Source organism: Enterococcus sp. ARL09-542 (genome assembly GCF_005234805.1).
Classification (GTDB): Bacteria; Bacillota; Bacilli; order Lactobacillales; family Enterococcaceae; genus Enterococcus_D; species Enterococcus_D gallinarum.
The window spans coordinates 162,102-181,201 of the sequence record NZ_QPQX01000002.1 but is presented as its reverse complement, the minus strand read 5'-3'; the positions used below and the strand labels follow the sequence as shown (position 1 = coordinate 181,201).

The 19,100-nt window shown below is 39.4% G+C and carries 21 protein-coding genes; 11 read left to right on the top strand and 10 right to left on the bottom strand.

What is annotated here, in order from left to right; translation table 11 throughout:
- Positions 1 to 120: 120 nt before the first annotated feature.
- The 9 genes from DVW06_RS03340 (at position 121) to DVW06_RS03300 (ending at position 12,029) form a co-directional block, all read left to right on the top strand.
- The gene (locus tag DVW06_RS03340) at positions 121 to 1,656 is read left to right on the top strand and encodes an ABC transporter permease/substrate-binding protein (RefSeq protein ID WP_005471534.1); all 1,536 of its coding nucleotides are present in this window, start codon (positions 121 to 123) and stop codon (positions 1,654 to 1,656) included.
- Positions 1,657 to 2,619, top strand: coding sequence for an ABC transporter ATP-binding protein (locus DVW06_RS03335; protein WP_003126542.1), 963 nt, complete (start codon positions 1,657 to 1,659; stop codon positions 2,617 to 2,619).
- Positions 2,606 to 3,934, top strand: coding sequence for a dihydrolipoyl dehydrogenase family protein (locus DVW06_RS03330; protein WP_137264406.1), 1,329 nt, complete (start codon positions 2,606 to 2,608; stop codon positions 3,932 to 3,934). Before DVW06_RS03335 ends, DVW06_RS03330 begins: the two co-directional genes overlap by 14 nt.
- Positions 3,935 to 4,157: 223 nt before the next feature.
- Positions 4,158 to 5,912 carry a 1-deoxy-D-xylulose-5-phosphate synthase gene (locus DVW06_RS03325; protein WP_137264405.1) on the top strand — a complete coding sequence of 585 codons (1,755 nt, stop codon included), beginning with the start codon at positions 4,158 to 4,160 and terminating at the stop codon, positions 5,910 to 5,912.
- 464 nt (positions 5,913 to 6,376) lie between these two features.
- The gene (locus DVW06_RS03320) at positions 6,377 to 7,426 is read left to right on the top strand and encodes an AI-2E family transporter (protein WP_137264404.1); all 1,050 of its coding nucleotides are present in this window, start codon (positions 6,377 to 6,379) and stop codon (positions 7,424 to 7,426) included.
- A 104-nt stretch (positions 7,427 to 7,530) separates the two neighbouring features.
- Positions 7,531 to 8,223, top strand: coding sequence for a response regulator transcription factor (locus DVW06_RS03315; protein ID WP_003126547.1), 693 nt, complete (start codon positions 7,531 to 7,533; stop codon positions 8,221 to 8,223).
- A complete protein-coding gene (locus DVW06_RS03310) occupies positions 8,216 to 9,199 on the top strand; it encodes a sensor histidine kinase (protein WP_005473115.1) in 984 nt (327 codons plus the stop codon). The genes DVW06_RS03315 and DVW06_RS03310 overlap by 8 nt, the downstream gene beginning before the upstream one ends.
- Before the next feature lie 94 nt (positions 9,200 to 9,293).
- A complete protein-coding gene (locus tag DVW06_RS03305; protein WP_005473116.1) occupies positions 9,294 to 10,052 on the top strand; it encodes an ABC transporter ATP-binding protein in 759 nt (252 codons plus the stop codon).
- A gap of 3 nt (positions 10,053 to 10,055) precedes the next feature.
- Entirely contained in the window at positions 10,056 to 12,029 is a 1,974-nt protein-coding gene (locus DVW06_RS03300) for an ABC transporter permease (protein ID WP_029486799.1), read from the top strand.
- 201 nt (positions 12,030 to 12,230) lie between these two features.
- On the opposite strand, the gene DVW06_RS03295 is transcribed toward DVW06_RS03300, so the two are convergent.
- From DVW06_RS03295 to DVW06_RS03255, 9 genes are all read right to left on the bottom strand, one after another.
- Positions 12,231 to 12,482 (bottom strand): hypothetical protein, encoded by a 252-nt coding sequence (locus DVW06_RS03295; protein WP_003126551.1) that lies wholly within the window; start codon positions 12,480 to 12,482, stop codon positions 12,231 to 12,233.
- Between the two features lie 33 nt (positions 12,483 to 12,515).
- Positions 12,516 to 12,698: a hypothetical protein gene (locus DVW06_RS03290; protein WP_003126552.1), complete on the bottom strand. Its 183-nt coding sequence runs from the start codon at positions 12,696 to 12,698 to the stop codon at positions 12,516 to 12,518.
- A gap of 87 nt (positions 12,699 to 12,785) precedes the next feature.
- Positions 12,786 to 13,436 carry a hypothetical protein gene (locus tag DVW06_RS03285; protein WP_137264403.1) on the bottom strand — a complete coding sequence of 217 codons (651 nt, stop codon included), beginning with the start codon at positions 13,434 to 13,436 and terminating at the stop codon, positions 12,786 to 12,788.
- 47 nt (positions 13,437 to 13,483) lie between these two features.
- Positions 13,484 to 14,266, bottom strand: a complete 783-nt coding sequence (locus DVW06_RS03280) for a hypothetical protein (RefSeq protein WP_005473121.1) — start codon at positions 14,264 to 14,266, stop codon at positions 13,484 to 13,486.
- Positions 14,256 to 14,798: a sigma-70 family RNA polymerase sigma factor gene (locus tag DVW06_RS03275; RefSeq protein WP_005473122.1), complete on the bottom strand. Its 543-nt coding sequence runs from the start codon at positions 14,796 to 14,798 to the stop codon at positions 14,256 to 14,258. The genes DVW06_RS03280 and DVW06_RS03275 overlap by 11 nt, the downstream gene beginning before the upstream one ends.
- 100 nt (positions 14,799 to 14,898) lie before the next feature.
- The gene (locus tag DVW06_RS03270; RefSeq protein ID WP_003126557.1) at positions 14,899 to 15,360 is read right to left on the bottom strand and encodes an HIT family protein; all 462 of its coding nucleotides are present in this window, start codon (positions 15,358 to 15,360) and stop codon (positions 14,899 to 14,901) included.
- Between the two features lie 14 nt (positions 15,361 to 15,374).
- Positions 15,375 to 15,671 carry a hypothetical protein gene (locus tag DVW06_RS03265; RefSeq protein WP_021149711.1) on the bottom strand — a complete coding sequence of 99 codons (297 nt, stop codon included), beginning with the start codon at positions 15,669 to 15,671 and terminating at the stop codon, positions 15,375 to 15,377.
- Positions 15,672 to 16,093: 422 nt separating this feature from the next.
- Complete coding sequence (locus DVW06_RS03260; protein WP_003126559.1) at positions 16,094 to 16,573, bottom strand: GNAT family N-acetyltransferase; 480 nt, start codon at positions 16,571 to 16,573, stop codon at positions 16,094 to 16,096.
- 49 nt (positions 16,574 to 16,622) lie between these two features.
- Complete coding sequence (locus DVW06_RS03255; RefSeq protein ID WP_005473124.1) at positions 16,623 to 16,988, bottom strand: HIT family protein; 366 nt, start codon at positions 16,986 to 16,988, stop codon at positions 16,623 to 16,625.
- 172 nt (positions 16,989 to 17,160) lie between these two features.
- On the opposite strand from DVW06_RS03255, the gene DVW06_RS03250 reads away from it, so the two are divergent.
- Positions 17,161 to 18,183, top strand: a complete 1,023-nt coding sequence (locus tag DVW06_RS03250) for a Gfo/Idh/MocA family oxidoreductase (RefSeq protein WP_137264402.1) — start codon at positions 17,161 to 17,163, stop codon at positions 18,181 to 18,183.
- Positions 18,184 to 18,265: 82 nt separating this feature from the next.
- On the opposite strand, the gene DVW06_RS03245 is transcribed toward DVW06_RS03250, so the two are convergent.
- Positions 18,266 to 18,598 (bottom strand): helix-turn-helix domain-containing protein, encoded by a 333-nt coding sequence (locus DVW06_RS03245; protein WP_003126562.1) that lies wholly within the window; start codon positions 18,596 to 18,598, stop codon positions 18,266 to 18,268.
- 194 nt (positions 18,599 to 18,792) lie between these two features.
- On the opposite strand from DVW06_RS03245, the gene DVW06_RS03240 reads away from it, so the two are divergent.
- Positions 18,793 to 19,050: a LexA family protein gene (locus DVW06_RS03240; RefSeq protein ID WP_021149707.1), complete on the top strand. Its 258-nt coding sequence runs from the start codon at positions 18,793 to 18,795 to the stop codon at positions 19,048 to 19,050.
- Positions 19,051 to 19,100 lie beyond the last annotated feature (50 nt).

Genomic DNA, 19,100 nt, shown 5'->3' with positions numbered 1-19,100 from the left:
TGGATCCTATTTAGATGCGAAAGGCCAACTTTTCTCCCAATCCTGCTGAGCGTATCTTTTTGTTGCGTTTGGGCATTCAGCTATACTTAAGGCAGACTAGAATAGTGGAGGATGGAATATATGAACGAAATCATTCAAACGTTTAGCGAGCGAAAGGAGGAGTTGCTGCGGGCAATCTTTCAACACTTGGCCATTTCGCTGAGTGCGTTGATTTTAGCCATTTTAATTGCTATTCCATTAGCAATTTTGTTGAGCCAAAAGAAACGAATGGCAGAATTTGTTTTACAGATCACAAGTATTCTACAAACAATTCCATCATTGGCATTATTGGGATTATTGATTCCTTTTGTTGGTATTGGCACCGTTCCCGCTCTAATAGCATTGGTAGTTTATGCGTTACTGCCCATTTTTCAAAACACGTATATTGGGCTTTCCGAAATCGATCCGTCGATTGAAGAAGCGGCGGATGCATTTGGTATGTCTCGCTTGCGAAAACTCTTCAAAGTTGAGTTACCTATTGCAATGCCTGTCATCATTTCTGGGGTACGTACAGCATTGGTGTTGATCATTGGAACGGCCACGTTGGCAGCATTGATTGGTGCTGGTGGATTGGGAACCTTTATTTTGTTAGGGATCGACCGTAATGATCCGAGTTTGACACTCATAGGGGCGGTTAGTTCGGCTCTATTAGCAATCTTATTCAGTGGACTGATTCGTTTTTTACAAAACCGCAGTATGAAAACCACACTGATCTCTTTAGGTGTTATCTTTCTTGGAATCGGCGGAATTCTTTTCGCACAGTATAATCCTATTTCAAATAAAACGGTAACGATTGCTGGTAAACTCGGTTCAGAACCAGATATCCTTATCAATATGTATCAAGCAGTGATCGAAGAAGAAGATCCTAGTTTAACCGTCGAGATCAAACCAAACTTTGGTAAAACAAGTTTCTTATTTAGCGCCCTTGAAAATGACCAGATTGATATTTATCCCGAGTTTACGGGAACAGTATTAGAAAGTCTAGTCAAAGTCCCAGAAAATACCCAAATAGATGGTTCTCCAGAATCAACTTATCAAGAAGCAACAAAACTGCTTAGTGACCAGTTTAATATGCGCCTGTTAGAGCCGATGACCTACGAAAACACCTATGCTTTAGCCATGCGTCGTGAACAAGCAGAAGAGTTGGGTATAACGAAGATTTCTGAATTAGTTGCTCACGAGTCAGAGCTTCGGGCTGGTTTTACTTTAGAGTTTATTGATCGGGAAGATGGCTATCGCGGGATCCAAAAACAGTACGGGCTGACTTTTGATTCTGTCCAAAGTATGGAACCGGCACTGCGCTATCAAGCGATTCAAAGCAAGGATGTCGATGTGATCGATGCTTATTCGACAGATAGTGAGATCAAACAATACAATCTCGTCGTTTTAGAAGATGATCGACAGCTCTTTCCACCTTATCAAGGAGCCGCATTGATGAAAGATGAATTTGCTGCAGAACATCCGCAAGTCGTCAAAGCATTGAAAAAACTATCAGGAAAAATCACAGAGGACCAGATGATTGACATGAACTATCAAGTGAATGTGGAAGGAAAACAACCGGCAGATGTTGCTCGTGAATTTCTAAAAAAAGAAAAGATTATTGGGGAGGGAAACTAAATGGAACCAATTATCGAATTTAAACAAGTTGTCAAAGAATTTGAGGGACAAGTCGTATTAAAAGAATTGGATCTCTCCATTCATCAAGGAGAAATCTTTGTCTTAGTAGGTCCCTCAGGAAGCGGAAAAACAACCTCCCTTAAAATGATCAATGGGCTGATCGAACCGACGGAAGGCAATGTTTACTTCAAACAAAAACGAGTGAAAGACTATCAACTCCAAAAGTTACGTTGGAAAATTGGTTACGTGTTGCAGCAAATTGCTTTATTTCCAACGATGTCCGTCAAGGAGAATATTGAAATCATTCCAGAAATGCTCGGTTGGGATAAAAATCGTCGCAATCAACGTGTCGATGAACTACTCACTGAGGTTGGACTTGAACCAGAGACGTTCAAAAAACGGATGCCGGCTGAACTTTCAGGTGGTCAAAGTCAGCGGATCGGAATCTTGCGAGCGTTGGCTGCAGAACCGGACATCATCTTGATGGATGAACCTTTTAGCGCCCTTGATCCGATTTCTCGAACCAATCTTCAGGATCTCGTATTAGATTTGCATAATAAATTAGGCAATACGATCGTCTTTGTTACCCATAATATGAATGAAGCCTTAAAATTGGGAGATCGAATCGGTGTGATGAATGAAGGCAGACTGGTACAATGTGATACGCCTGAAAAAATACGGACAGAGCCAAAAACGGATTTCGTTCGCGCCTTTTTTGACGAAACACAAGGAGCACAGCAAGAACAACGTCTTCAAGCGATTATTGATTCTGGTTACTACCAACAATCAACTACACAAGAGGGAATGTCCCTCGATGTGAAAGTCCCTCTTTCACAAGTATATGAAGTCTTGGCCAACCACGAACATTTGGTTGTTACAGAACAAGGACAAGCGATTGGTGAAGTTAGCCGTACAGATATCTTTCATTTTCTAAGTCAGGAGGAGCAAGATGCAAAACTATGATGTAATCGTTGTGGGTGGTGGACCAGCCGGAACTGCTGCGGCTTATTCTTTCAGCGAGCAAGGGAAGACTGTCGCAATCGTTGAAGCCGATCTCTGGGGAGGAACTTGCCCCAACCGCGGGTGCGACCCCAAGAAGATTTTAATGAGTGCCGTTGAAGCAAAGGCGAAGGCTGCTCACTTAGCAGGAAAAGGGATCACTGGAGAGCTGGGTATTGACTGGAAAACTTTGATGGCTTTCAAGCGCAGTTACACGGACACTGTTCCCACACAGACGAAGCAGGGCTTAGTGGATACTGGAATCACGACCTATGAAGGAGAAGCGGGATTTATCGATGAACAAACGCTGCGGATTGGTTCAGAAATCGTTTCAGCTGATCAGTTCTTGATTGCTACAGGACAACGACCTGCGCTACTCCCGATTAAAGGACAAGAATATTTGCATACAAGCACCGATTTTCTTGCAATGGAAAAAATGCCCGCGAAAATCACTTTTTTAGGAGCGGGGTATGTTGCTTTTGAACTTGCGACAATCGCTCAAGCAGCAGGAGCAGAGGTACACATTATTCATCATAACGACAGACCACTGAAAGCATTTGATCAAGAATTGGTGAATGCCTTTGTTGAGCAATTACAAAAGCAAGGAATTTCCTTTCATTTCAATGTAGAGATTGAAAGCATCAGCCAAATCAATGAAGGATACACGCTGCAAGGTACAGGCTTTGAGCTGGACACCGATTACGTGGTAAGTGCTGCTGGACGCGTCCCAAATGTTGAATCCTTACACTTAGAAAATGCAGGAGTTGATTATTCCAAACGCGGGATCAAAGTCAATGACTATTTACAAACATCGAACCCACGAGTTTTTGCCTGTGGAGATGTATTGGATAAGGAACAACCTAAACTGACGCCTGTTTCAAGTTTTGAAGCAAAATATGCGGTCGCTTCAATGAGCCAAAAAGGTTCTCGTTCTGCAATCACGTATCCCCTGATTCCTACAATCGTCTTTGGTGGGTTGAAATTGGCTCGGATCGGTCAAAGTGAAAAACAGCTCGCTCAAAATCTGCAGATCCATAGTGAAACAATCAACCTTGCCGATTGGTTTACGTACCGTCGCATCAACGATCCTGTTGCGATGCTTAAACTTGTTTACAATCAAGAGGGACAAATCATTGCGATTACCTGTCTTTCAAGTATCGCAGATGAATTGATTAATTTGTGCTACTTGATTCTGGAAAAACAGCTCACTCACCAAGAAATTGAAGCGCTGATCTTTGCTTATCCAACTCCTGCAAGTGATTTGACTTACATCATTTAACGCTGGAAAACGATCGTGTCTCATAACGAATGCTTTTGAAAGAGTCTCTCCTTCAACTTTTCTGCTGATAAAACAGATCACCATGACAAGTTGAAGGGTGGGCTTTTTTGTGTTCATGTGTTCTACCTGTCTGTTGCTTACTTTCGTGAAAAAGTTTCAAAAGTTTCTTGACTTAAAGTGAAGGTGAAGCAGTATACTATCAAACAGAGAAGGGAGTTTTTTGATGTTATTAAAATCAATTACAGATCCAGCAGATTTAAAGAAGTTATCCGTTGCAGAACTACAACAAGTTAGTGAGGAAGCAAGAACCGTGTTATTAGAAAAAATCAGCCATCATGGAGGACATAACGGACCGAATTTGGGCGTTGTCGAAATGACAGTTGCTTTACACGCTGTCTTTGATTCTCCAAGAGATAAAATGATTTTTGATGTTTCTCACCAAACCTATATTCATAAAATGCTGACTGGGCGAGGTCAAGCCTTCTGGGATCCAGCGCATTATAGCGATGTCTCTGGTTATACCAATCCAAAAGAAAGTGACCATGACTTGTTTACAGTGGGGCATACATCCACGTCATTGTCTTTAGCAAATGGGGTTGCCAAAGCACGAGACTTAAAAAATGAAGAAGGGAACGTAATTGCGGTCATTGGTGACGGCTCATTATCTGGTGGTCTGGCTTGTGAAGGATTGAACAATATCGCGGAGACTGGAACAAACACTATCGTGATTGTAAATGATAACGACCAGTCGATTGCGGAAAACCACGGAGGTCTCTACAATAACTTACGAGCATTGCGAGATACGAATGGTCAAGCGGAAAACAATTTCTTTAAGTCATTAGGGTTTGACTACTATTATCTTGCTGATGGCAATGATCTGACAGCCTTGATGCATCTATTCAAACAAGTGAAAGACAGCAATCATCCTGTTGTCCTTCATATTCAGACCGTTAAAGGAAAAGGCTTCAAATTTGCCGAAGAAAATCGCGAGAAATTCCATGCTGGTGGACCATTTAGTCTTGAAACAGGGGATTATCTTGCAAATTCTGGTGGAGAGACTTATTCAACGGTAACGACCGATTATCTTTTAGAAAAAATGGCACAGGATCCAACAGTCGTTGCAGTAAATGCTGGCACGCCGATGATCCTTTTTACCCCTGAACAACGAAAAATCGCCGGCAGTCAATTTGTTGACGTGGGGATCGCAGAGGAACATGCTGCAACCATGACTGCCGGTCTGGCAAAAAATGGAGCAAAACCCGTTTGGGCAGTTTTTTCAACCTTTATGCAACGAAGTTTTGACCAAATCTCTCATGATTTGTCTTTGAACAATGTGGCGGGAACTATTTTAGTTTATGGCGCTTCAGCTTATGGCATGAATGATGAAAGTCATTTAGGGATCTTTGATATTCCATTTTTGAGTCATATTCCGAATCTTGTTTATCTTGCACCGACCAATAAGGAAGAATATTTAGCGATGCTGGATTGGTCTATTGACCAATCCCAACACCCAGTGGCAATTCGCGTTCCTGTCGGTCCGTTAGAATCAGGTCGTGTCGATCAAACAGATTACAGTCAACTAAACAAAAATCAACTCATTCAAGCGGGCAGCAAAGTTGCCTTACTTGGTGTAGGAAATGCTCTTGGCCTGGCAAAAAAAGCAGCTGCCATGATAGAAACCGAGCTTGGGATCACACCTACGGTCATTAATCCTAGATTTATTTCTGGATTAGATACTGACACATTGTCTGGCTTAATTGCTACACATCAATTGTTGCTCACTCTTGAAGATGGCCTTCTTGAAGGAGGCTATGGACAAGCTGTCGCTAGTTATTTAGGAAAATCTCCGATCAAAATTGTCAATTTTGGTTTAGATAAAGCCTTTCATGACCGTTATCAAGCAAATGAGTTGCTACAAGAAAATGGGTTGACCGTTGATGCCATTCTTCGAGAAGTTCGTCAAGAATTGTCTCTTTAGTCATAGTGAGCTAGTCGCATAGTGAGCGTCCTTTTAAGGAAAGCAGACAATTCGTCTAGGAGTAACAACTGATAAGAATAAATATAGAATCGTTTAAACTGCCCTTTGTTCGATACAAACCGAACAAAGGGCAGTTTTTGATAAAAAAGGCGTCTGCCTTAGTTTCCGCTAAGACAGACTGTAAATTATTCTGTCAAGGTCTATTGTGTCATAGTAACCTTAAAACAACCATAAACTTTTCGAAAAAATAGGCATTTATCTTTTGAAAATAATCATCAGTCCTTCATTCACGATACTTGGTCCAGTTGCCACTGACAGCAGGCTGCTTTTGCTTTAGCATATGACTCTACCCACAATAGTCTTCTTAATTGATTTGAGTTGATAATTGCTTCAAAAAGTGGTTAGATTAATTGGGGAATGAAGTAACAGTCGTTGATTGACGACTTGAAAAAAGGAGCGTGTTCATGAATTACTACCATCGGTTTGTTGCCAATGTTCCATTAAGACGTTGGACAGTGCTGATCTTTCTTTGCGGGATCTTATTTCTGCTTCGCAGTATGATGACTATTATTTTATTAACCTTTATTTTTACTTATTTGATTTTCAAACTGGTCCAGCTAATACGCAAGAAAGTGAATGTGTCAATCAAACTTCTTTCAATCGTGTTGTACTTGATCGTTGTCGCTTTGGTTTACTTAGTCATTACCAAGTATGCACCGATTCTTTTGAACCAATCCGCGCAACTGGTTAAGTCAGTGACCGATTTTTATCAAAAAGCAGACTCTAACAATGAGTTATTAGAGTATTTGCTACATTTGGTGCAAACAAGCGATTATGTCCAAAAAATCCAAAATGGAGTCGTCGTCGTCATCAATTATCTTTACAACTTCGGTGAATTGGCTTTGACTGTATTGATCTCTTTCTTATTGAGTTTTTTCTTTATGATTGACAACAAAAAAACAGTGGCATTTTCTCAGCTCTTTTTGCAAGGGAGTGCTTCCTGGTTTTTTGAGGATGTTTACTATCTCGCAAGGAAATTTACCCGCGCATTCGGAAGTGTGATCGAAACCCAGCTATTGATTGCTATCGTTAATACAGTGATCACAGTGCTTGCTTTAGCTGTCATGGGCTTTCCTCAGCTGTTAAGTTTGGCCATGATGATTTTCTTCTTAAGCTTGATTCCAGTAGCAGGAGTCATCATTTCTTGTATTCCATTAACCTTTATTGCCTATACGATTGGCGGACTCAATGATGTTGTCTATGTTTTATTAATCATTATTTTTGTTCATGCTCTCGAGTCCTATGTTCTCAATCCGCGGCTGATGTCCCATAAAACAGAGATTCCCATGTTCTATACGTTCATTGTTTTATATCTGGGTGAGCATCTCTTTGGTATCTGGGGTCTGATCGTGGGGATCCCACTATTTACTTTCTTATTAGATCTAATGAAAATCAAGCAAGTCCCATCAATCCGCAATGCACTTAAAAAAAGTGAGTCGAATGAAAAAGTGTAAATAAAAAGAAACGTCTAGAATGATTTATCTCAACTAGACGTTTCTTTTTATTTTCTGGTACACTGTCTGTGATAGCTTCACCAATTTAGTGATAGGAGAGAATCATGCAAAAAATATACCTTGTAGAAGATGATGCTACGATCGTTTCAGTACTGGCTGATTATTTAAGACAATGGGGATATGAGTGTTATCCCGCCAAAAAATTTGCTGAAATTTTGCAGGAATTTCGTGCGGTAAGTCCCGACTTGATTCTTTTGGACATTTCTTTGCCTTATTACAACGGGTACCATTGGTGCCAAGAAATTCGTAACATTTCTGAAGTGCCAATCATTTTTCTTTCTTCAATGGATCAACAAATGAATCAAATCATGGCAATGAACATGGGAGCCGATGATTACCTAACAAAACCTTTTGATTTGGCGTTTGTTTTGGCTAAGATCCAAGCGCTGTTGCGCCGCAGCTACCAATATACCCATCAACAAGTCCAGACGTTTTCATTAGGAGATGTCACTTTTCATCCAATAGAAAATTTGCTGAAAAGTAAAACGGAATCTTTGCCGCTGTCGCCAAACGAATCTCGAATCCTTTCCTTACTCTTGCAACAGCAAGGGAAAATCGTTCCCAAAGAAACGATTATTGAAATGCTTTGGAATAGCGAAGAGTTTATTGATAATAATACATTAGCCGTTAACATGACCCGCTTGCGAAAGAAATTAAGTCAAACTGGATTGTCTGATTTGATTCAAACAGTGAAAAACAAAGGCTATTTGATTGAAAAGGAACAAGCCTATGATTAACTTAAAAGAGTATTTTTTGCTTTACGGCAAGTTCTATTTGTTTTTAATTTTGTTTAGTAGCGGTCTTTTAGGCTTGTTCTTTCTCCATGAGCTTCCTTTAGAGCCCTTCATCGATTATGTGATTTTCACAGGAGTGATTTTAGGTATTTTCTCTGTCTGGCAATATATGCGTTATCTACAAAAAAGACGTCAGTTACAAAACTTATTAGCCAAGAAAATGATCACTGAAGCAGCTTTGGCTTTCTTGCCGATTGCGCGAAACAGTATCGAAGAAGAATACCAGCAGCTAATCAAACGACAAGCTAAAGAAAAAACCGCCTCCGAGTATCAAGCAGCCTTGAAGAATGAAGAAATCTACGAAGACTTCGGATTATGGCTGCATCAGATCAAAACACCATTAGCAGCGATGGATTTGTTAGTGCAAAGTGATGGCCTATCGCCCACTGAAGTCAAAGCAGAACTATTTAAAGTGAATGATTATTTGCAAATGATGCTGAATTATTTACGACAAAACTTGAAAAATGATGACTTTGTTTTTGAACCGATTGTGTTAGCACCTCTCATTCACCAAGCAATCAAAAAATATGCCTTGTTTTTTTCAAAAAAAGACTTGCAACTGGATTTGGCTATCGACTTGACCGTTACTTCGGATCGTAAATGGCTGACTTTTATCTTTGAGCAGTTGCTTTTTAATAGCCTGAAGTATACAGAAAAAGGCGGAATCCGGATTTTTACCGAAAACAATTGTCTTTTGATTCAAGACACAGGGATCGGTATTCGTCAAGAAGATTTGCCGCGGGTTTTTGAAAAAGGTTATACAGGACAAAATGGACGCTTTCAGCAGCGTGCTAGCGGATTAGGATTATATTTGAGCCAGCAAGCAGCAGAAAAAATCGGCTGTCAGCTAACGATTGACTCCGAAGTAGGGAAGGGAACTACGGTGACGATCCATTTTCCCACTAAAAATTTTATTTGACCGCAAACTTTCAACACTGTAAGTTTGCGTTTTTTATTGTAAGTCGCTTTTTTCTTCTAAACAGCTTATGCTAAAAAAGAAGGGGGAGAGAACAATGCCACTATTAAACATTCAACAAGTAAAAAAAGTGTATCAAAGTCAGTTGAACGGCCAGCCGGTCGAAGCATTGAAGAATATCACGTTTTCAGTAGAAGAAGGCGAATATGTCGCCATTATGGGAGAATCAGGATCTGGAAAAAGCACCCTACTGAACTTGATGGCCACGTTAGATCAACCGACAGCGGGAGAATTAGCGCTTAATGGTATCGATTTGACGACCATCAAAGAAAAAGACGCTGCAAGTTTTCGCCGAGATCATTTGGGCTTTGTTTTTCAAGATTTCAATTTATTGGATACTTTTTCTGTCAAAGACAATATCTTATTACCATTAGTCTTATCGAAAGTGCCGGTCAAACAAATGGACCAACGACTGCAACCATTAGTGCGAACACTGGGAATTACCGACTTGTTACAACACTATCCCTATGAATTATCCGGCGGCCAGAAACAACGGGTAGCTGTCGCACGCGCGATTATCACAAAGCCGGATCTCTTACTAGCAGATGAACCAACTGGGGCGCTAGATTCAAAAACTTCCGATCAATTGCTGACGTTGTTTCAGCAAATCAATCAGAATGGACAAACGATCATCATGGTTACTCATAGTTCCATTGCTGCAAGCCGCGCGCAACGAGTATTATTCATCAAAGACGGTCACGTCTTCCATCAGCTTTATCGCGGAGAACGAACGAATAGCGCTTTTCTAGAAGCAATCTCAGAAACCATGACAGCTGTCTTTGCAAGGGAGGAGTAAGGAATGTTCTTTCAAAAAATCGCCTTTTCCAATTTGCGAAAAAACACCAAAGCTTATACTCCTTTTTTACTGTCCATGAGTCTTCTAGTTGCAGTGATAATGATGACACAAATCATTGTAAATAATCCAGGAATGAATAAACTGCCAAGCAGTCAAAGTGCTATTTTTATGTTTCGACTAGGAAATATCATTTTAATGATTTTCGCCGCCATTTTTTCGTTTTACACCAATAACTTTTTGATCAAACAACGAAAAAAAGAATTTGGACTTTACAATGTTCTAGGATTAGGGAAACGAGAAATTGCGTTAGTGGTCTTTTGGGAACTTTTTTATAGCTGCCTCATCAGTCTGGCCGCAGGGCTAGTTGGAGGTCTTTTGTTTGCACGATTGGGGTTCTTGATTTTAAAAAGAATTCTAGAGGTGGGAGAATCTTTCGTCTTTGAACTTTCTGTAGAAAGTATCGGTCTTGTGATCCTTTACTTTTTGATGGTTTATGGCTGCCTTTTTCTATTCAATATGCTGCAAGTCCGGCGAACCAAGCCGATCGAACTGCTGCAAGGTAGTAAGCGCAATGAGCAAGAGCCGCGAGCAAAAGGCTTTTTAGCCCTTCTAGGGATCATTTGTTTAGCGGTAGGGTATACGATTTCTGTCACAATCAAGTCGCCCATCAGCGCCTTAGCACTCTTTTTTGTCGCTGTGATTCTTGTGATCATCGCCACGTATCTGTTGTTTATTTCTGGCAGTATTAAAGCATTGCAGTTTTTAAGAAAGCGATCCACTTATTATTATCAGACGACCCATTTCATCAATGTATCAACGATGCTTTATCGAATGAAACAAAATGCAGCAGGTCTAGCAAGTATTTGTATTTTGTCAACAATGGTTTTAGTGACTGTTGCCACAACAGCTAGTCTTTATTTCGGACAGAAGAATGTGGTGGAAACACGATTTCCTTATGACTTTCAGATCGAGTCAGAGGCGAATCTGCAACAATTGAACCAAGCCATCGATAGTCTTGAAAATAAAGTAACGCTCAAAAACCGGAAACAAGTCACTGCTACTAAAGACTTACTTTTTACGGTTGAGGGAAACACACTTACTCCTTCAACAACTTTTGAAGATAACAGCGAGAATTTAGAAAAAGCGGTCTTTCTCACATTTGTTACTAGTACGGAGTACCAAAGAATCACAGGAAAAGAAGGACCAGAAAAAGATGAATTGTTGGTCTTTCCAGAAACTTGGACCCATCAAGCGTTGCCTAAAGAGCTGACGATCGATCATAGTCAGTTCACTCTTCGATCACTAACTGAGCTGCCACCTTTTACTCAAGTGGAGAATCCCGTTCAACAACTTGTGGTGGTAGTCGATGATACTTGGCTTTCTGAGAAATTAACTAGTTGGTATCAGGAAAAAGAATTCCTTATCTATCAACAACCAGTGATCACTACTGTTTTTGACTTCCAAGTGCCTGAAACCAGTGATCGAGAAACAATGGGCAAAGAGATACGAAAGGACCTTCAAGCAGCTGATCCGAATGCACGCATTGAATCAAAAGATCTCTTCCAAGTACAGACCAAAACGTTTACGGGAGGATTCTTTTTCTTAGGGTTGATTTTTGGACTGATCTTTATTTTGGCAGCTACATTAATCATCTATTACAAGCAAGTCTCTGAAGGAATAGAAGATAAAGAACGTTTTGAGATCTTACAGAAAGTTGGCTTAAGTCATAAAGAAGTCAAGCAAGTGATCCAACAACAAGTATTGATGATTTTTTCTTTTCCATTGGTAGCTGCGATCATCCACCTTGCATTCGCGTTTCCGATGATTCGCAAGCTGCTTTTGCTTTTCGGGTTGACCGACCGCAATCTGCTGATCAGTGTGACTGTTGTATCAGTTGCTCTTTTCGCAGTCATTTATCTGTTGGTATATCTTATCACAGCAAAAGTCTATTACCGACTTGTTGAACGAGAGCAATAATTGTTTGTCACTCACTAAGTTAAATTAGTTAAATTGAACAAAAAATACCCAAAGGAATAGAGCCCTCAGTGTTTGCATTACTGCAAAGACCTATCGTCAATGACAACGTCATGACTTGCTCTTTTCTCTGGGTTTTTTTTTAAGAAAATTCTCTATGCTAGCTTCTCCGATTCACTTTCGATACGAATAAATGAAAACTAATCACCGAAGCACGAAAGGTAGCATCCAGATGCCATAAAGAAGACAAGCAACCAGAACACTGCCTAAAAAAGAATTTTCTGAATGCCACATAAATGCAAGTTCGATTGCAAAAAGAACGAGAAGAATAGCGACAGCAAGTACCGCTGACTGATCAGTAAACAACAACCAGCCATAAATAAGTATCAGACAGATAAGATAGAGAATGTACCATTTTCTTAACTTTCTTGGTAGATAACGAACATTGCCAATCATCTGATGCTCCTTTCAATAAATCCACTCTCGGAACTATTTGTTTTTCTTGATCGTCATGACTACTAACGGGATCGTTAATGTGATATACCCAATAATAGAGGCCACCAACAAATAAAATGGCATAGTTGAAATATTGAATAAGTTGGTCAGTAAAACAGCAACCACCATAGATACGAAATAGCAAATAAACAATTGTACAAAACGTTTGAGATTCATCGATTTTCCTCCACAACAAATTTTTGATTATTCCTGCAATATTGTAGTCAAGCTAAGGTTCTGAAAGTTAGGTTCTTCTGAAGTGATTTAGGGAAGAACTTCCTGCATGACATCCATCTGATCTGCAGGAACGTTGCCAGCATAGTTCGGCGTTGCTAGGGAAAGCCCACCATCATGGTTGTAAAACAAATACATTGTACCATGGTAGTCTTTACGATCTTGGGTTCCACCCAGTATTTTACCGATTGAGATTTGTGTATTCACTTTGACTTCACGAATTTGATTCGTTCCTACACTAAAAACGCGAATTGTTTTTGTGGGAACCGTTGCGATTGTTGCTCGGTAGCGGCTAGTCACGGAATCATCGGGTGTAGAACTTTCAAAAGTAACTTCCTCTTTGCTCTGATCAATAGTAACAGTGTCAGGAACGTTGAATCCTTCAAAAGAAACTGTCAGGACATTGGATTGTTGTGACATATCTATTTGATAGGGATATGCGCTTGCTGTTTCTGGAGTCTTTGGTGACTCCGTCTCTGATACCGATTCACTGGTAGACCCGCTAGCAGAAGCCCTCGTAACAGTTTTTGTATCTGAAAGAGAAGATTGCGATGATTCTACGGTTTCGCTAGGCATTTGTTTTTGGCTGCTCGAAGATGTGGTTGCTTCTTCTGGTACGTTTGCAGAACAGCCGCTTAATAGCAAGGATAGCAGCAATGGGACTAGTACCTTTCTTTTCATAAAACAGGTAGACCTTCTCTCGTTAATTTTTGACTATTATAACATAATTATCGGACAAAAAATGATCTCTGATCAACAAACCCAATCAAATCACGATAGTACCAGTCTTTAAAAATCCCAATTCCAAAGACGATCCCCAAGACTAACCCAATAGCTAAAAGAATTAGTAAAAGATTGACGAATATCATCAATCGATAATTGAAATGCCAATTACTGATTATGTAATCTAAGGGATTTTTACGGTGGATTTTTTCAGTGATTGGAATTTTTTTGAGTGCAGGAATCGTGTCATGGAAATGTTGAAACAGTTGATAGTCTTTCTTTGTCAATACATCACTAAAAATATGGCTATCCGATTGAAAATCAAAGTAAGCCCAAAACATGATTTCCTCGTCTTCTGGTTTCTCAAAGCGATTCAGTTTACGCGTCTTCAAAGAAAATGCCGGAATCGAGGAGTAGGGGTAACTGAAATAGGTTTGATCATCTAAAAAGTCGATGATCACAAGAAAAAGGATCCGTTTTTCTGAAAAAACAAATAGACGATTACTCCGAGTATCATTGAACTGTACGACATATTGCTTTGCTCTTTCTGTACGTGCATAAGACAAACCAGCTATCCCTTGATTACTGATTGCAAGGTTGCCTGAAGTTGAGAGAGGGAGATAGCCTTGAACTGTTTCGTCTTTATCTAAGAGTGATTGAATTTCAGTCATCAATTCTTGAAAAAAGATATATGTTTTGCCATTAGCTAAAAGACGATTTTTTTCATCTTGCGTTACTTCATTTCTGAGACGACGATTTTCTGAATCAACGATCTGTTTAAAATTCATCACGATTCATCCTTTCTTTCCAAATCTTTTTCAACAATTTTCTGCCGCGAGATAAGTGATTATAAATAGCTGTTGTCTGCAAATCCAGTTGTTGCGCGATCTCTTCTGGACTTTCTTGATAAAAATAATATAAAAGAAAAATTTGTTGATCGACTTGGGATAACTCTTCGAGCCAAATCAGAAATTCTTCTTCACTTAACGGGGATTCCGTAATAGCTAGCTCTTGATATTCTTCAATACTTTCTTGTTGAAATGCTTTATTTAACTTACGCTTGCGATCGATTCCGCGACTTCGAGTAATCAGCAAGATCCAAGTGATAAAACTACTTTTCTCAGGATCATAGGCCTCGATTTTTTGCCAGATTTCATAAAATACTTCATTTGCTACATCTGACCATTCACTTTGTTCAGGAGGGGCTTGTAAGATTCGATGGATGGTCATAAGAATACTTGACCCGTAGCTATCAATTAGTTGTTCCAAGCCGGTATAATCTTTGTTCTTGATCAAATGAATCATTTGATGATCGTTCATTTTTTCACCTCTTTGTCTATTATACGGACGTCTCAACTGTTTTCTATCAGAGTTGTGAAAAATTCTTTTATCAACAAAAAAAGCTCCTGGTCAAGAGCTCTCATTGATCACCGGGAACGGATTCAGTCAAAGAAGTCGTGATTCGCTGACGTATGAGGTGATGTTTCTCTTCATCATAGGTATTCTGCGGACATGTCCAATATGTTGCTGGATATAGCCAAACAGGTTTTGAACGACGCTCTTCGGTCTCCCAAGAATATCGTGGAAAAACGTGTGCATGAAGAAATTGATCCGTGTTGCCAAGAATATCGTAATTGACTCGCAGTGGTGAACAGGCGGCTAAAATGGCATCACCCAGAACACTCATCGAGACGAGAAATTCTTGTCTTTCTTCCAGTGATAAATCATTTAGGCTTCCGACTGATTTTTTAGGTAACAACACACAGTAGCCTGGTAAAAATTGGGTATCGCCAAAAACCGCAAAACCACCCGATAATTCCTTCATTAACATGGGATTTGTTCCATTTTGACAAGCTTTGATCCGATCATTGCGCCAATCCATCGAAATTCGCTCCTTTAACGAATTATTTTATCAATAAACCAACGAAGTCTAAATCGTTGACAAAAATGATCCCACAAAAATGTACCAAAAAACGCACCCACGAAGTAGAGTGTCCATGAAGCAAGTTCAAAGGGATTTCCAAATAAAAGAGACATGATTCCACCGATAATAAAAAGATAAGTACCAATCAGAATCTTTCGCAAGGTAGAAGGTAACTGGCGAATGAAAAAGGAGAGTAGAATAAATATTAGGAAATTCATTAATTGCAGCACGTCTAACCAAGCGAAATGATGAACGATAACCTGTTTCATAAGATCTGCTCCCATAAGAATCAAAAAGAAAAAAAGCAGTTTTATCCAGGATGGTTGATGTTGTTCCATAAATCCACCTTCTCTTATAGTAATTATCTAGTTTTAAAATACATAATTAATTATAACATAAGATCAGCAACATTATAGAAAGATGATGAAAAGGAACTAGGAAATAAATTGCATAAATAAGGAAAGAAACTGATAAAAGCTAGTTGAGAAAAACGAATGAGTGGGTCCAAAAAACGCTTGTATGAGACCTTTTCGTCAAACTCGTTTGAACTTTCTCTCGAAAAGTATCAAGGAAACAAGAAGTGTTTTTTATTTACCAGTATAATATTATGTAAACAAGATTACCTATGACAGTCGCTCTTTAAGAGACTCTGTCATAGGTAATGGGGAGAAAAGACAATAAGTAATGAGTTTTAGTGGATATGTTTGGTAAGAAATACACGATCCATACCAGTCACAATCGGACTCGTACGATCTGATAGCTGATAACCGAGTGTTTGATAAAATGAAAGTAGGCGGGTTTCTTGCAAAATCGTACTTAGCTGCCATGTCTTAATAGACGAGAATTTAGCTTCGACTAACTGAATGGCCATTTTACCAATCCCATGATTTTCATTAGCAGGCAAAATACAGATGGGGGCCACTCGAGCTACCAGCGCCGGGGCTTCTGATAGAACGATTCGTACAAAACCTACTGCTGATCCGTCGGCTTGGATCAAATAGAAATAATTATTCTCTCGTTGGTACTTTTTAGAGAAATTCTCATACGTTTCCAGATAAGGGGAGGTTTCTGTATCCTGATAGTGTTCAAACAACTGTTTAAAACTTTCTTTTTGTATCCGATACGCTATCGGTAATGTTTGGTAGGTAACTTTTTCTAACTGAATATCCATTGATCATTCTCTCTTTCATTGTTCAATTGACGACTCGTTAATAACCTTCTTACTTTTTACTGTCATGAAAATCGGGCCAAGCATTGATGCCGTCGCCTTCTTTTCGAGGAATCAAATGGATATGCAGATGATTGACGGATTGTTGGGCAGCAGCGCCATGGGCACTTAAGAAATTGATACCTTCAAAGTTACCAGATTTCACGCAATCTGTTGCCACCTTTTTTGCTGTCTTGGTAACTTGCATCCATATTTCTTCGTCACAAGCAAGAATAGAAGTTACATGTTGTTTCGGTATAACTAAGAGGTGACCGTCTGCAGCGGGATTTTTAGGAAGAATCGCCATTGTCCATTGATTTTCATAAATGATTGTTGCAGGAAGCTGTCTGGCTGCGATCTGACAAAAAGGACATCTCATCGTTTTCTCCTTTTTGAATCAATCATAGCCTATTCGTTTCAAAATGATAAGCGCTTTGTTTCATTAGTTAATTAAGGAGACATACAAATAGACAGCGAGAAGGATTCTTGCTTCCATCTGATCGTTTGTTTGACTATAATGGAACTATCATGAAAAATGGGGGCTTTAAACTATGCTAACAATTGCTTATATTGGCAATGGAAAAAGCACTAATCGCTATCACTTGCCGTTTGCTACTAAATTATCCGACAAAATCTACGTAAAAACAATCTATTCCCGAGTGATTCGCGATACTTGGGCAAAACTTCCTGGAACGACCTACACAACAGATATCAACGATATCTATGATGATCCAGCGATTCAATTAGTCGTTGTGACTACTCCTAACCATCTGCATTTTGAAACTGCCAAGGATGCATTGCTTCACGGAAAGAATGTATTGCTAGAGAAACCTTTTACTGAAACATATGCACAAGCTCAAGAACTTTTTGCTTTGGCTGCAGAAAAAGGACTGTTGATTCAATGTTATCAAAATCGCCGCTACGATTCTGACTTTCTGACTGTCCAAAAAGTTATTGAAAGTGGCGTTCTAGGGGATTTACTTGAAGTAGAAATGCACTATGACTATTATCGCCCCGAAATTCCAGAAAATACACAAGAATTCTCATTAAATAGTAGTTATCTTTATGGACATGCTTGTCATACCATCGATCAAGTGCTGTCTTATTTCGGCGAACCAGAGACATACCATTCAGAAGTTCGCCAACTTTTAGGTCCGAATCGCATGAACGATTATTTCGATCTGGACTTCTTCTATGGCCCTTTAAAGGTATCGATCAAATCAAGCTATTTCCGAATCAAAGAACGACCAAGCTTTGTCGTTTATGGTAAGAAAGGCATGTTTGTCAAACAAACCAAAGATCGCCAAGAAGAGCATTTAAAAATGTTTTATATGCCTGATCATGCGGACTTTGGAATTGATCTTCCTGAACATTATGGCTGTCTGACGTATTATGATGATGAAGGAATCTATCATGAGGAAAAAGTAGTTTCTGAAGTAGGAGACTATAGCCGTGTTTATGCCGGACTGTATGAAGCTATTATTAATGGAAAGCCTAAAACAGTCAAAGACGAAGAAACCCTAGTACAAATGAAGATTCTTGAAGACAGTATCCAAGCAGTTTATCCACGATAATTTCACTTCTGGTAATTCTCGTCAGAGAGCAGGCCAAAAGCCATCTGATTCTATTTTTTTAGAGACAGATGGCTTTTTTCAATTAGCGTTTTCTATTTTTTTGCTTAACAAAAGCGATATATTCTAAGATATCCGTGATTTCTTCCTCGGTCATATCTTTGATTTGATGGGCCACTCGCCGTTGATTTTCGTCATAATCCCATTCATCATATGAAACGGATTCACCAATCAATAAAGGCAATGGGACTGAGAGTGCTTTTGCCAATTTTTTTGCAGTATCCACATGGGGTGTCTTACGCTTACCATTTTCAAAGCGGGAAATTTGCGCTGCACTGACTCCAGATTTCAAAGCCAACTGATTGACGCCGAGCTGTTTTTCTTCTCGGAATTTTTTTAGATTTTCGCCAAAACTCATACCAACGCCTCACTTTTTTCTTCTACTCTTTTCATCATAAAGTCAAAAGAAAACAAATGCGATGAAAAGCCAGCGACTTCTTCAAAAACTGTTGTTCCAAGGGAATTTTTCATTTATAATATTACCTATAGGAAATAAACGCTTAGGTTTTTCAATTGTCCGTTGCTTTTGTCTTCTACCCCCTGGAGGAAAATATGATTAGAAGAGATCGGATCTTATTTTTTATTGATGCTTATCAGCAAGAACAGAAACGAGCACCATCTATTCGAGAAATTTGTGCCCATGAAGGAATCAAATCAACTTCTCTCATTCACCGTCATCTACTTCGGATGGAAAATAGAGGCCTAATCACGAGAGAAAAATTTCCAAAATCACGCACATTGCGTTTAACAGAAGCAGGAAATAACTATTTGACAGAGTTACAAAAATCAAGGTGCGAGCAAGCGCTATAAGGTTAACGTGTCGAATAGGGATGCTCTCAAAATAAAAAAGCCATAGGCTT

Bases quoted from the DNA above. Each gene is read 5' to 3' on its own strand.
- DVW06_RS03265 (WP_021149711.1), bottom strand. From the start codon at position 15,671: ATGAAACAGGTTATCGTTCATCATTTCGCTTGGTTAGACGTGCTGCAA.
- DVW06_RS03240 (WP_021149707.1), top strand. From the start codon at position 18,793: ATGATTAGAAGAGATCGGATCTTATTTTTTATTGATGCTTATCAGCAA.
- DVW06_RS03260 (WP_003126559.1), bottom strand. From the start codon at position 16,573: ATGGATATTCAGTTAGAAAAAGTTACCTACCAAACATTACCGATAGCG.
- DVW06_RS03320 (WP_137264404.1), top strand. From the start codon at position 6,377: ATGAATTACTACCATCGGTTTGTTGCCAATGTTCCATTAAGACGTTGG.
- DVW06_RS03245 (WP_003126562.1), bottom strand. From the start codon at position 18,598: ATGAGTTTTGGCGAAAATCTAAAAAAATTCCGAGAAGAAAAACAGCTC.
- DVW06_RS03285 (WP_137264403.1), bottom strand. From the start codon at position 13,436: ATGAAAAGAAAGGTACTAGTCCCATTGCTGCTATCCTTGCTATTAAGC.
- DVW06_RS03275 (WP_005473122.1), bottom strand. From the start codon at position 14,798: ATGAACGATCATCAAATGATTCATTTGATCAAGAACAAAGATTATACC.
- DVW06_RS03270 (WP_003126557.1), bottom strand. From the start codon at position 15,360: ATGGATTGGCGCAATGATCGGATCAAAGCTTGTCAAAATGGAACAAAT.
- DVW06_RS03335 (WP_003126542.1), top strand. From the start codon at position 1,657: ATGGAACCAATTATCGAATTTAAACAAGTTGTCAAAGAATTTGAGGGA.
- DVW06_RS03300 (WP_029486799.1), top strand. From the start codon at position 10,056: ATGTTCTTTCAAAAAATCGCCTTTTCCAATTTGCGAAAAAACACCAAA.
- DVW06_RS03295 (WP_003126551.1), bottom strand. From the start codon at position 12,482: ATGATTGGCAATGTTCGTTATCTACCAAGAAAGTTAAGAAAATGGTAC.
- DVW06_RS03310 (WP_005473115.1), top strand. From the start codon at position 8,216: ATGATTAACTTAAAAGAGTATTTTTTGCTTTACGGCAAGTTCTATTTG.
- DVW06_RS03325 (WP_137264405.1), top strand. From the start codon at position 4,158: ATGTTATTAAAATCAATTACAGATCCAGCAGATTTAAAGAAGTTATCC.
- DVW06_RS03340 (WP_005471534.1), top strand. From the start codon at position 121: ATGAACGAAATCATTCAAACGTTTAGCGAGCGAAAGGAGGAGTTGCTG.
- DVW06_RS03290 (WP_003126552.1), bottom strand. From the start codon at position 12,698: ATGAATCTCAAACGTTTTGTACAATTGTTTATTTGCTATTTCGTATCT.
- DVW06_RS03250 (WP_137264402.1), top strand. From the start codon at position 17,161: ATGCTAACAATTGCTTATATTGGCAATGGAAAAAGCACTAATCGCTAT.
- DVW06_RS03330 (WP_137264406.1), top strand. From the start codon at position 2,606: ATGCAAAACTATGATGTAATCGTTGTGGGTGGTGGACCAGCCGGAACT.
- DVW06_RS03280 (WP_005473121.1), bottom strand. From the start codon at position 14,266: ATGAATTTTAAACAGATCGTTGATTCAGAAAATCGTCGTCTCAGAAAT.
- DVW06_RS03315 (WP_003126547.1), top strand. From the start codon at position 7,531: ATGCAAAAAATATACCTTGTAGAAGATGATGCTACGATCGTTTCAGTA.
- DVW06_RS03305 (WP_005473116.1), top strand. From the start codon at position 9,294: ATGCCACTATTAAACATTCAACAAGTAAAAAAAGTGTATCAAAGTCAG.
- DVW06_RS03255 (WP_005473124.1), bottom strand. From the start codon at position 16,988: ATGAGATGTCCTTTTTGTCAGATCGCAGCCAGACAGCTTCCTGCAACA.